The organism is Bacillus sp. FSL P4-0334 (assembly GCF_038004825.1).
GTDB classification, from domain to species: Bacteria; Bacillota; Bacilli; order Bacillales; family Bacillaceae; genus Bacillus; species Bacillus velezensis.
The window spans coordinates 1,327,409-1,339,928 of sequence record NZ_JBBORX010000001.1 but is presented as its reverse complement, the minus strand read 5'-3'; the positions used below and the strand labels follow the sequence as shown (position 1 = coordinate 1,339,928).

The window sequence follows — 12,520 nt, the reverse complement described above, 5'->3', positions numbered from 1 at the left end:
TGTTTACTCTGCGAAATGCGGAGCGAGAATATCTTTCAGCACGTTTGCGCTGCGGCTGAATTGAGCCTGTTCTGTTTCATTCAGCTCAAGTTCCGTCACACCTGCAATGCCGTTCCGATTGACGACGGCCGGAACGCCGATAAAGACGTCGTTTACACCGTATTGGCCGTCCAGATATGTGCTGACGGTTAAAATGCTGTTTTCATTACGCAAAATCGCTTTTGTGATGCGGGCGAGGCTCATCGCCACTCCGTAATATGTCGCGCCTTTTTTCTCGATAATATGGTAGGCCGCGTTTTTCACATCGTCAACGATCTGATCCAGCTCGTCCTGCTTGTAAGCTGCATGTTTCTCCAGCAATTGCTGCACCGGCACTCCGCCGATATTGGCGTGACTCCATACAGGAAGCTCGGTATCGCCGTGCTCGCCGATAATGTGGGCGTGTACGTTTTGCGGAGCGGCTCCGAAGTATTCACTCAGCATATAACGGAATCGCGCAGAATCCAGTGTCGTGCCGCTGCCGATGACGCGTTCTTTCGGCAGCCCGCTGAATGTCCATGTCGCATAAGTGAGAATGTCGACCGGGTTTGTGGCAACGAGGAAGATGCCGTCAAATCCGCTTGCCATTACTTCACCGACAATGCTTTTAAAAATGGCGAGATTTTTTTCGACCAGCTCAAGTCTCGTTTCGCCCGGTTTTTGATTGGCCCCTGCACAGATGCACACGATATCGGCATCCTTGCAATCCTCATATGTGCCGTAAGACGTTTTGACCGGATGAGGCGCAAATGCCTTTCCGTGATTTAAATCCATGACATCTCCCATGGCTTTTTCTCTATTTACATCAATGATCACAAGCTCATCTGTGATCCCTTGGTTAATTAACGCAAATGCATAACTGCTTCCAACAAAACCTGCTCCGATTAATGCTACTTTGTTCACTCGTTCGTTCATCATGTATGCTCATCCTCCAGTGTTTCGTGGTGTCTGTTTTTATCTTGTGAAGTGTTTCACATTTATATTGTGCAACACTTCACAAACTTTTGCAAGAGAAAAGTTTGATTTTTGGACAAAAAAATATCGGTGATGGTTTCCGGATTGTTGACAACATCCTAAAACGGAACCGTTTTAGGATGTTGTCACATTTTCAGCGTGATTGAAAACGCGCTGTTCCTTTCCCAGAAGCGAGGGTTTGCCGGCACGATGATGTGATGATGGCCCTATCCATTAATGCGAAAGATAACCGTTTAAACCGGAGTTGTTATACAAACCATTCTGCACATAATCAAAGCCGGGCTGGTTCTGTCCGGGCACTTGGGCGCTGCCATTGTTAAAAATCACTTTGGCGTTGGCCGTATCCGCATTCTCAGGCAGCGTCAGCGTGTACATTCCATCTGCATTCTTAGTCATGGCTTTCCCCGGCCACGATCCGGTTAATTCTATGGCCCTGCCTCCATCATGTTTGTAAATATAAGCATTTACCTGGCCCCAATGGTCCGGATTTTGATAGCCAATGATGTTGGTTTGGGACGGGTCTTTTTTAACAAACTTGTATTCTTGGGTTCTCGCTGCACCCTCGCCGTTCGTTCCGGTTAATTTGATGTTGTAAGTCGTGCCGATTGGATCTCCTTTCCCGATCGTTAGTCGGTCTCCATCCTTAAATGCTGTCTGCTGCCCATTATTGATTTGGTAAACGGCTTTTGTTGTTTTCGCATTTGCACGCAGGGTGACCGTCAGCTGATCATTGAAAGAATGGACTGCCCCCGTTTGGTAATTCTCAAGAAAGACATGAGGCGCATTTCCAATATCATCAGGATAAAGAACAGCCGCCGATCTGGCATTGATCGTACCTGTCAGTTTGCCGTTCGCTACTTGAAATGAACCGGCGCCGGCCCTATTATCATACCTGCCGTCAGGTAATTTCGCTGAAGTATTGATGGTGACAGAAGACGATCCCGCATTTGCCAGCACAACGCCTTTTGAGCCGCGCTGATTCATAAAGATTTGGTTGTTCCCATTCGGATTCGAGAGTTCCTCGGGCTGCCCGGCCATTACATTGTGAAATGTATTGACCGCAGTGATCGCCTGATCTTTAAATAAGGCGCTCCCGCGATCTCCTATTTGACTTTTTCCGGGAAATCTTACACCATTTCCTCCGCCCTCAGGTCTGGAAAAGAAAAGAGGCGTGCTTCCTGAGCGGGAACCAATCACTGCCCAGCCTAAACGAATATCGTCCTCACTCATCCATGTGGACTCTTCATCATCATTGGCATACGTATCATGTGATTCCACCCATGTGACTAACTTGTCCGCAGACACGTCAGATGCATAATGGGAGATATTCGACACACTCAGATTACGGTTCTTTAAAGCGGATCTGATGGAATGCCCGTAGTTAGAAGCCGTCACATTCATATAATTCGCATAAGCTGTATCTCTGGACGCGCTGTCTTGCAGGATTTCTCCGTATTGGAACTCCGCTGATGTATTTGCGATATTCGGCCAAAATTGGCTGCCGTAATTCCCATCATCCGGAAGCTCTATATGCTTGGCGGCATCATAGCGGAACCCGTCTGCTCCGTCATTCAATGCTCTTTCCAAGAAACGTTTCAGATATGCCTGCACCTCAGTATTCTGTGTATTCCAATCATACAGCCCAAGCAATGAATTTTGAGTGACGTCCCATCGATCCGACCAATTTTTAATTTGTGTGTTTCCATGGGTCCAGTTTGGAATACGCTTAATCTCGTCAGAAATCGCGCCATAATCGCTGGTAGTATGATTGATAACCGCATCGACAATGACTTTTACGCCATATTTTTCCGCGGCTGCACACATGTCCTTAAATTCTTGTTCAGTGCCTAAGTAACGGTTGCCGATTTGGTACGATGTCGGCTGATACAGCCAGTACCAGTTCCTCATGCTTTTATCTCCTTGGTTCCCTTCCTTTACTTGGTTAATCGGAGACGTCTGAATGGCTGCATAGCCCGCATCACGAATATCTTTCATATTTTGTGTTAACGTATTGAACGACCAATTCCATGTATGAAGGATGGTCCCGTTTTTGACCGATGACGCGGTCACCTTATTCGATTTGTTTGCAGTTTCAGCGTTTGCAGCCGCCGGGCCTGACAAAACCAAATAAAACAGCAATAAAAATCCGGCGAATAACGGCAGTAAAGAGGTTTTGAATCGTTTTTCAAACATTTTTGACACTCCTTATTTGATTTTTGAAGACTGACTGCGGAGTCAAAAATTCCTCTTACTCTTTCTTCAGCTCCTTTCAACTGTTGTGAAGACTGGAGAATTCTGTTAACGCTTACATTTCAACTTATCACACACTCTCTATCAAAGCAACGTGACAGAGTGAATTCAAATCTATATTCCTATCAATTAAAAAGACTTCCCGCTTTCAAACAAAAAAAGAAACCACCTGTCAAGATGATTTCTTTTTTATTTCTTTTATCGCTCTTCTGTAAGACAGCTTCACAATGACATACCGAAGCAGAAACAGAATGCCTCCGCAGACGATAAAAAGAAAGATCATTTTCAGCCAAGCAAAGAATGTATGGGGAAACCCCCTGTCGTACATCGTAATCGCCGCTACCGCAAAAGTGACCGCAATTGAATCTATCCGCTGCTGCTTCACCCGCTTTTGCAGTTCTTCTTTGGTGTCTATTCTCGGCATGAGCATTCCCGACGCCCCCGCCCTGATGCAATAATAAACAATTATAATGAAGAAAACCGCCAAGCTTCCGGCCCATTCCCTAAACGGACAGTTCAGAACAAGTCCGCGTACGATGATGTCAAGCAAAGACAGTGTGCCCACAAGCATTCCGACTTCTGACCAAATCATTCGTTCTTTCTCTTTCACACTCTCACTCTTTCCATTCACGTTTGAAAGTCCGTTCCGACGCTGATTCATGACTTCCTCCCGTACTATTAAGAATGGCTTACAACTCCCATTATATCTTGCCGATTCATAATGATAAACCGAAATATCATTGACAAAAATGTTAATAAGGACCCCAATTGATCAGGACGCCTATGCAGATAAACACGAGACCGATGACAAACCAAATCAGCGCCAGCGGAATCATGAAGCGAAGCCACTTTACGTACGGAATGCCGCTGGCAGCCAGTACGGCCATCAGCACGCCGGAAGTCGGATTGACACAGTTTACGACGCCTTCTCCGAGCATGACCGCTTCAACCGCGACCTGTCTCGTGATGCCCATCAGATCGGCAAGCGGCGCCAAGATCGGAATAAATACGACCGCCTCCCCTGAGCCCGATGAAATCAGAAAATGAAGCAGGGCGCTGGAAATATACATTCCGATTGCGCCTGCCATCGGGCTGAAACCGTGCAGCAGTGACGCAAGTCCATTGACTACCGTATCAAGCAGCTTTCCATGTTCCAGGATAACGGAAATGCTTCTCGCCATTCCGACGATCAGCGCACCGTAAACGAGCCCCTGACAGCCTGTAATAAACGTTTTTGCGATATCATTTGCCGCCATTCCCGCAATCAGGCCTGACACGATTGAGATAAAAATGAACACGGCGGCCATCTCTGAATCAGACCAGCCAAGAGTAAGCGCGCCGTATAAAAAGCCGGCAAGCGACAAAGCCGCAACAGCCAGAATCAATTTATGGCGGACGGTAAACGGGACATGCTTGTCCTCCGGCTCAGAAACCTGCGGGAATGAACCTGCCGCCGGAAACCAATCGTTCCCCAGCAGACTGGCGTCCTTTGCTTTTCTGAGTTTTCTCGTATACCGATAAATATATAAAATAGATGATAACAGAAAACAAATGTAGACGGCAATCCGCAGGCCGATACCGGAAAACAGCGGCAGCTCCGCGATGCTTTGTGATAACCCGAGCGGTGAAGGTGATAAAATCGTCGCGTTAAACCCGGCATAGCAGCCGATATAAATGACGGCCGCTCCGGCCACGGCGTCCCATTTCAGCGAGCGGGCGACGATCAGGCCGATCGGAATAAAACCGATCACGGAATTAACGACGATGCCGGTTGTGCCGAGGATCGAAAATAGAGATCCGACAATCGCAATAAACAGCAGCTGTTTTGTGCGGAACGTACTGATGACATTACTGATCAATCCATTGATGGCGCCCGTTTTCTCCAAAATCGCAATGGTGCCGCCCGTAAACAGGATTAAAAAAATAATCGGCGCAGAACTTGTCATCCCTTCCTGAATCGCGGTAAAAAAAGCGATCGGGCTGACAGGAGACTGGTCTAAAGAATGATAGCTTCCCGGGACGGCGGACGTCACACTGCCCTTTGTCACCCTGTCAAATTCCCCCGCGGGAACGATGTACGACGCTATCGCGCATAGTAAAGCGACAATGAACAGCAGCACATAAGCATCAGGCATCACAAACAATTTCTTCTTTTTCAATACAGGTTCGGCCTTCGGCACAGCCATAACATCACCATCCCGCTTTAAATTTATAAACTATTCAGAAAATACAGATATGTGCTATATTATATACAGACCGATTGCCTGTTTTCAATATCAAAAATAAAAAACAGACAGCTTTTGAAGGAGGACTTACGGCATGAACAGACTCACAGCGCATGAAAAGCAAGTCATTATGGATATTTTTGACCACCTGCACGCTAATCCCGAAGTAAGCTGGAAAGAATATCAAACAACTGAATATCTGACTGAAAAACTGAAAGAGGCCGACTGCCGGACCCGCACGTTTGATGATTGTACCGGTGTTGTCGGCGAAATCGGAGAAGGCTCGCCCGTTGTGGCTGTCCGGGCGGATATTGACGCGCTGTGGCAGGAAGTGGACGGTGTCTTTCAGGCGAACCATTCATGCGGACATGATTCACATATGACGATGGCGCTCGGCACGATGATGCTTTTAAAGAGTCAGCCGAAACTTCCGAAGGGCACCATCCGCTTTATTTTTCAGCCGGCTGAAGAAAAAGGCGGCGGAGCGCTGAAAATGATTGAAAAAGGCGTACTGGATGATGTTGACTTCTTATACGGCGTGCACGTGCGCCCCGTACAGGAAACGGCAAACGGCCGATGCGCACCGTCCATTCTGCATGGCTCAAGCCAGCATATAGAAGGCCTGATTATCGGAGAAGAAGCCCACGGCGCGAGACCGCATCTCGGCCTTAACAGTATCGAAATCGCCGCTCTTCTCGTCCAAAAACTCAGCTTCATTCATCTTGATCCCGGCATCCCGCATTCCGTGAAGATGACAAAGCTTCAGGCAGGCGGTGAGAGTTCCAATATCATTCCGGGAAAAGCATCGTTCAGCCTTGATCTCCGCGCACAAACCAATGCCGCCATGGAGAAATTAACCGCCGAAACCGAAAGAGCCTGTGAGGCGGCGGCTGCCGCATTCGGCGCAAAAATCGAACTGCAAAAAGAACACAGCCTCCCGGCAGCCGAGCGAAACAAAGAGGCGGAAGCCATCATGGCATCTGCGATAAGCGGCATTCTCGGAGAAGAACATGTGGATGAACCTCTTGTGACAACCGGAGGAGAGGATTTTCACTTTTACGGGTTAAAGGTGCCGAACTTAAAAACGACGATGCTCGGCCTAGGATGCGGTCTGGAGCCGGGACTTCACCATCCCCAAATGACATTTGACCGAAGCGCCATCTTTACTGGCGTTGAGATATTAACGACCGCCGTCCTCAAATCGTTTGAAGCATAAAAAAAGCAGCCCGTTACAGGGCTGCTTTTCTTCGTTATTTCTTCAAATCTTCAATTGAATTGACGTTTTTCATATACTGAGGAACGACCAGACCCATCTTGACGCCTGTCAGACTCGTTCCTACATCTTCATATTTGCCTTTATATTTAGACGCATATGCCTTATGGGTATTCGGAAGCCAAGCAGACAATGACGCATCCGCGCTGCCTGTCGCAATCGCAGTCCACATCGGTCCCGCCTCCACTTGCGTCAGCTTCACGTCATAACCGAGGTCTTGAAATACTTTTCCGATTACATTCGTACTTGCGATTTCACTGTCCCACGCCACATAAGCCAGGTTGATTTTATCCCCTTTAACTTTATGGGCGCCTTTTGTCCATTGAGCCACTTGGTCTTTGTGTTTTTTCACATATTCAGCTGCGGCTTTGGCCGGCTTTTCGCCTTCCTCAACGGCAATCATGACTTCTCCCATATCGTCCTGCGTCCATTTGAACTGGCTGAGAACTTTGGCCGCGTTAGGCTGTTCCTTACTGAAGCCGGTTCTTGTAATCGTATGAATCTGCTCGGCAGTTCCGTACGTTTTTTTCGGATCATCAAGGAACTTCAGCTTGTATCTGGAGAACATCCAGTGCGGCGTCCAGCCCGTTACGATGATCGGCTTTTTCCGGTCATATGATTTCTTCAATGTCGCCGTCATGGCAGCACTTGACGCCGTGACGACATTCCAGTCTTTCAATCCGTAATCCTTCACGGCCTCATCCGTCAGGGCCATGATTCCCGATCCCGGATCAATACCGATAATGGTTTTGTTCACCTGGTCCGCAGCCGTTGCCTTACCATCAGTCTGCGAACCGCAGGCAGCCAAAGAAAGAGCCAGCGCAGCGGTAACGCCGACACCGATGATTTTCTTAAGCATCAGGCATTCCCCCTGCTCTTCTTCTTCACTTTAATGTTTTGCGTGATACGGTCGAGTGTAATCGCTACGATAACGATCGCGATACCCGCTTCCACTCCGACACCGGTTTTCAACTGTGTCACGGCGCTGTATACTTCAGAACCGAGACCCGGCGCACCAACCATGGCCGCGATAACGACCATTGATAAAGCAAGCATGATGCTTTGGTTAATACCGGCAAGAATTGTTTTTGTGGCAAGCGGAAGCTGCACCTTGAACAGACGCTGAGACGTCGTTGAACCGAATGCTTCCGTCGCTTCGATCAAATCAGCCGGAACTTGTTTAATACCGAGAACCGTCATGCGGATCGTCGGAGGCATCGCGAAAATAACAGATGCCACGACGCCTGGCACAACCCCGATATTAAAGAAGAAAATTGCAGGCAGCAGATATACGAAAGCCGGCATGGTCTGCATTAAATCCAGAATCGGTGTAACAATGCGGCGGACCGTTTCTTTCTGAGACGCCCATATGCCGATCGGAACCCCGATAATAATGGAAATCAAAACAGATGTGACGACAAGCGCCAACGTTTGCAGCATCGGCGACCAATAGCCCAAATAATCAATAACAAGGAATCCGATTAACGTAAAGAGTGCAATTCCTCTCGTACTGATCCACCAAGCGAGAGCTGCAAAAATAACAGTCAATAAAATAGACGGGATGAAACCCAAACCGCTCACAATCGCGTTTACGAAAGCGGCCAAACCGTTTGAGATTCCGTCAAAGAAACCTCCGAACGTCATGGTAAGCCAGTCAACAAACCGGTCAACGATATCTGCTAACGGAATTCTAGGCAATCTGTCCATTTACTTCACCCCCTGAACAGAAGAATCCTGAGCTTGTTCAGCAGAATCTTCAACATTTATATAATCGTTATTTCCTGAAAGCGCGCCGATTAATGCGCCTTTTACGACAATGCCTTTCATGCGGTCCTTATCATCCGTGACGGCGATCGGAATATTCGCATCAGACACGACATCGAAAATTTCCGTCAAGTATGTGCTTTCATGCACAGTCGTAAATTCAGTATTTAAAATATCCTGAAGCGATAAGTCGGATTCCACCGCTTTTTTCGCATCCGCCGCGTGAATGACGCCGAGAAGCTGTTTCTGTTTATCAACGGCGTAAATAGAAGAAATACCGAGATTCTTCATGAGCTGCAGCGCTACACGAGGCCCTTTGTCAATTCGCACGGTTTCAGCGCGCTTCATGATGTGGCCCGCTGTCAGAACTTTGGATAAATCAACGTCCTCAACGAATTTCTCAACGTATTCATTGGACGGGCTCATCAGAATTTCTTCAGGCGTCCCGATCTGAACGATGTTACCGTCTTTCATCAGCACGATTCTGTCGCCGATGCGCAATGCTTCATCAAGATCATGCGTGATGAAGATGATCGTCTTGCCGACAGAGTCATGAAGGTCTAAAAGCTCATCCTGCATGTCTTTGCGGATCAGCGGATCAAGCGCACTGAAAGCTTCATCCATCAGAAGAATGTCAGGATCATTCGTCAATGCGCGGGCAAGTCCGACACGCTGCTGCATTCCTCCGCTGAGCTGATCTGGGAATTGGTGTTCAAAGCCTTCAAGACCGACAAGTTTAAGCGAATCAAGCGCTTTTTGCTCACGCTCTTTTTTGTCGACGCCTTGAAGCTCCAGGCCGTATTCCGTATTTTCAAGAATCGTTCTGTGCGGAAACAGTGCAAATTTTTGAAAGACCATGCTGATTTTTTTCCGGCGCACTTCCCGGAGCTGGTCTTTTGACATATTTGTTATCATGTCACCATCAATATAAATATTCCCGGCAGTCGGTTCAATAAGCCGGTTTAACAGCCGAACTAAAGTTGATTTACCGCTCCCCGATAGACCCATGATGACAAATATCTCCCCATCATATACATCAAAGTTTGCTTGATTGACACCAACGGTTGATCCGGTTGCTTTCAGGATCTCTTTTTTGTTTTTTCCGCTGGACAGCATCTGAATGGCTTTTTTTGTCTGTTTTCCGAAAACCTTAGATACATTTTCGACTTTTATCTTAATTGGTTTCTCATCCAAATTCATATTTTCCCTCCATAATAAGCAATCTTTAATACCGTAACACGTTTGTAATAAGTCAAACAAACATCATAATCCCTTTTTATTTTGTATCATTACTTTAAAAACATCCCTGTGTCTTATTTTCCTCTGGTATGCTTCTAAATACTCTCTAATCCTCCTTATTGAGGATAAATTATAAAGGAAACCGGGCTTTTATCAGGCTTGAGAACGTTTCCACCGAATGTGCTGCAAACTGATTTCCTATCCTTTTTTTACAAAAACAAGAATTTTTTCGCGACATTGTCCTGAAAAAAGAAGTTTTCCCGTCCTAAAAATAAGGAATATTAAGGAAAAATATAGGTCTGTCAACAGACCGCTCACTAAAAAAAGCACCCCAAAAGGGTGCTCATTGCGCAAGCTCTGTCTGTTTCGTTTCTTTTCCGAGAATAATAATGGTGATGACGGCAATCAGGATGGCCGCACAAAAAACGGCGAAAATCACTGTAAACGAAACGTTCCGGGCTGCAAGCGATCCGACGAGAAGCGGACCGAAAATGCCGCCGATTCTGCCGACGGCCGCCGTTGTGCCGGAACCGGTCGCACGAATCGCCGCAGGATACTGCTCCGGTGTATAGGCGTAAAGCACGCCCCATGCGCCGAGATTGAAGAAGGACAGCAGCATGCCCGCTGTGAGCAGCATGGCCAATGAATCCGCGGCACCGAAGAAATAAGCGCTGCCCGCCGTCCCGAGCAAATAGATGACTAAGATGGTCTTCCGCCCCGCTTTTTCGATCAGCCACGCCGCAGAGAAATATCCGGGAAGCTGGGCAAGTGTCATCAGAAGGACGTATTCGAAGCTCTCAATCATGCTGTAGCCTTTCATCAGCATCACGCTCGGCAGCCATAAAAACATGCCGTAATATGAAAAGACGACGCAGAACCAAACGACAGACAGCAGCACCGTCGGCCGGATATACGGTTTCGTCCAGACACTTCCCGCCTGCCCGCGTATGCTTTTTTTCTGCGGCAATGCCTGATGCGCCGGTGATTCCGGAAGGCTTCTCCGCAAGTACAGCGCATAAAATGCAGCCAGCGCCGTTAAGAGCAGCGCGGCCTGCCAGCCGAATGACGGTATGACAAAGTAGGAAATCACCGCCGCAAGAAGCCAGCCCGCGGCCCAAAAGCTCTCAAGCAGCACGATGATCCGTCCCCGCTTTTCGGGAGCGGACGCTTCTGACACGAGCGTTGAGGCGACAGGCAGTTCCCCTCCAAGCCCCATTCCGATCAGAAAACGCAATATGAGAAAAACCGTCAATCCCGTTGCGAAAGCGGATATGCCGCTTCCGACAGAAAAGAATAACAGCGTGATCATAAACACTTTTTTCCGGCCGATCCTGTCGGCCAGCATTCCGAATACAAAGGCGCCCGCTGCCATACCGATGGAATTGACGCTTCCGATCCATTTCATTTGATCGGGTGTTAAATTCCAATCAGTGTGAAGCGCGGCGATAATAAACGATAAAATTCCGACATCCATCGCATCAAACAGCCAGCCCATTCCGGCAATCGCCAGAAGTTTTCGCGGAGTGACGGCAGGTTGTTTGTTCATAAGCAGCACCTCAAATCGAAAATGATTACCGTATAAGTTTACACCTGTCTTTACACATTGTCATTATCTTTTTTCGCAAAAAAATCCCGCTTGCCGTAAGCAAGCGGGGTGTGTGTTAATTCTTTAAGACTGCGTTTTTAATATTATCCTGAAGCTGTTGAATTCGTTTCGCTCCGTCTTCTCTGATACGTCTGTTCTCTTCCTCGATCTGTTTCGTTTCCTGCATACCGCTGACAATCGTATTCCAAGACGTTTCAATCGTCTCAATGTCAATGCTCGGACGGCCTGCCATACGGGCAATTTCCACGCTTTGGTTTGAAATATTTTCAGCGTTTCGCTTCAGCATTTCATTCGTGCGGCGGTCCAGCTCGCTCATTGAATCAGCCACAAGCTTTTGCCGTTTGACTGTGACAGCCTGAATGATGCCGTTTTTGAAAATCGGAATCGTAATGACGAAAGCGGAATTGATTTTCCCGATGAGCTTCGTATTTCCGCGCTGAAGGAGGCGGATCTGCGGCGCCGTTTGCAGCGCTACCATCCGCGCCATATCTAAATCATAGACACGTTCCTCAAGCGCCTGAAGCCCGTCACGCAGCGTATCAAGCTGCATTTGCGCAAGCTGGTTTCCGCCGGCCGCTTTTTCTTCATAAGAAGGAATGAGCGCCTGCATTTCCTCAAGCTTCATCTGCCCGGCAACGACATACTTTTCAAGCTCCATGTAGTAGTTAATGTTGTTTTCATACATCTCTTCCAGCGTATGGTTCGTCTTTGCCATTTCATCTTTGTATTTTGAAATTTCGACGTGGATTTTTTCAATTTCTCCGCCCAGGGTGCGGTACTTTTGAAAAATCTTTTCAATCATGCTGTTGCCGCGTTTGAACATTTTAGCGAGAAATCCTTTTGGTTCATCGAAATCATTTTTGTCAAAACGGTCCATGATTTTTCCGAGCTGCGTCAGCATTGTGCCTGAATCCGTGACACTTGTTGTTTTCATCATATTTAAGATGCGGTCGGAGAACTTCGAGATTTCAACTGCCGGTTCTTTTCCGTACTCAAGCAGCTCCATTTGGTTTTTCACGTCAATCTGCTGTGAAATGCGCTGCACCTCAGGGTCTTGGCGCAGCTGCACCCTGATGTCATCTGCTTTTTGTTCAGAAATCTCTTCATTTTTATCAAGAACAAGCGGATTTTGATTTTCTGTCATGTTTA

General features: G+C 47.5%; 10 protein-coding genes. 1 reads left to right on the top strand and 9 read right to left on the bottom strand.

Annotated elements, in window-relative coordinates; translation table 11 throughout:
* Positions 1 to 3: 3 nt before the first annotated feature.
* The 4 genes from NSQ37_RS06945 to NSQ37_RS06930 form a co-directional block, all read right to left on the bottom strand.
* Positions 4 to 957, bottom strand: coding sequence for an L-lactate dehydrogenase (locus tag NSQ37_RS06945; protein WP_011996292.1), 954 nt, complete (start codon positions 955 to 957; stop codon positions 4 to 6).
* Between the two features lie 270 nt (positions 958 to 1,227).
* Positions 1,228 to 3,207, bottom strand: coding sequence for an alpha-amylase (gene amyE, locus NSQ37_RS06940; protein ID WP_341123446.1), 1,980 nt, complete (start codon positions 3,205 to 3,207; stop codon positions 1,228 to 1,230).
* A 229-nt stretch (positions 3,208 to 3,436) separates the two neighbouring features.
* A complete protein-coding gene (locus tag NSQ37_RS06935) occupies positions 3,437 to 3,925 on the bottom strand; it encodes a DUF6773 family protein (RefSeq protein ID WP_007409054.1) in 489 nt (162 codons plus the stop codon).
* A 91-nt stretch (positions 3,926 to 4,016) separates the two neighbouring features.
* On the bottom strand, positions 4,017 to 5,450 hold the full coding sequence (locus tag NSQ37_RS06930) for a YfcC family protein (RefSeq protein ID WP_038456901.1): 1,434 nt from the start codon (positions 5,448 to 5,450) through the stop codon (positions 4,017 to 4,019).
* A gap of 133 nt (positions 5,451 to 5,583) precedes the next feature.
* Here NSQ37_RS06930 and NSQ37_RS06925 point away from each other — a divergent pair, with 133 nt between their 5' ends.
* Positions 5,584 to 6,705 (top strand): M20 peptidase aminoacylase family protein, encoded by a 1,122-nt coding sequence (locus NSQ37_RS06925; RefSeq protein WP_341123442.1) that lies wholly within the window; start codon positions 5,584 to 5,586, stop codon positions 6,703 to 6,705.
* A 34-nt stretch (positions 6,706 to 6,739) separates the two neighbouring features.
* Here NSQ37_RS06925 and NSQ37_RS06920 read toward each other — a convergent pair whose 3' ends face one another.
* From NSQ37_RS06920 to NSQ37_RS06900, 5 genes are all read right to left on the bottom strand, one after another.
* Positions 6,740 to 7,621, bottom strand: a complete 882-nt coding sequence (locus tag NSQ37_RS06920) for a glycine betaine ABC transporter substrate-binding protein (RefSeq protein WP_007409051.1) — start codon at positions 7,619 to 7,621, stop codon at positions 6,740 to 6,742.
* On the bottom strand, positions 7,621 to 8,469 hold the full coding sequence (opuAB, locus tag NSQ37_RS06915) for a glycine/proline betaine ABC transporter permease subunit OpuAB (protein ID WP_003156639.1): 849 nt from the start codon (positions 8,467 to 8,469) through the stop codon (positions 7,621 to 7,623). The genes NSQ37_RS06920 and opuAB overlap by 1 nt, the downstream gene beginning before the upstream one ends.
* Complete coding sequence (gene opuAA / locus NSQ37_RS06910; protein WP_003156640.1) at positions 8,470 to 9,726, bottom strand: glycine/proline betaine ABC transporter ATP-binding protein OpuAA; 1,257 nt, start codon at positions 9,724 to 9,726, stop codon at positions 8,470 to 8,472. It lies immediately after the preceding gene.
* Between the two features lie 382 nt (positions 9,727 to 10,108).
* Entirely contained in the window at positions 10,109 to 11,311 is a 1,203-nt protein-coding gene (locus NSQ37_RS06905) for an MFS transporter (protein WP_025284192.1), read from the bottom strand.
* Positions 11,312 to 11,426: 115 nt separating this feature from the next.
* Positions 11,427 to 12,515 carry a toxic anion resistance protein gene (locus NSQ37_RS06900; protein WP_007609246.1) on the bottom strand — a complete coding sequence of 363 codons (1,089 nt, stop codon included), beginning with the start codon at positions 12,513 to 12,515 and terminating at the stop codon, positions 11,427 to 11,429.
* Positions 12,516 to 12,520 lie beyond the last annotated feature (5 nt).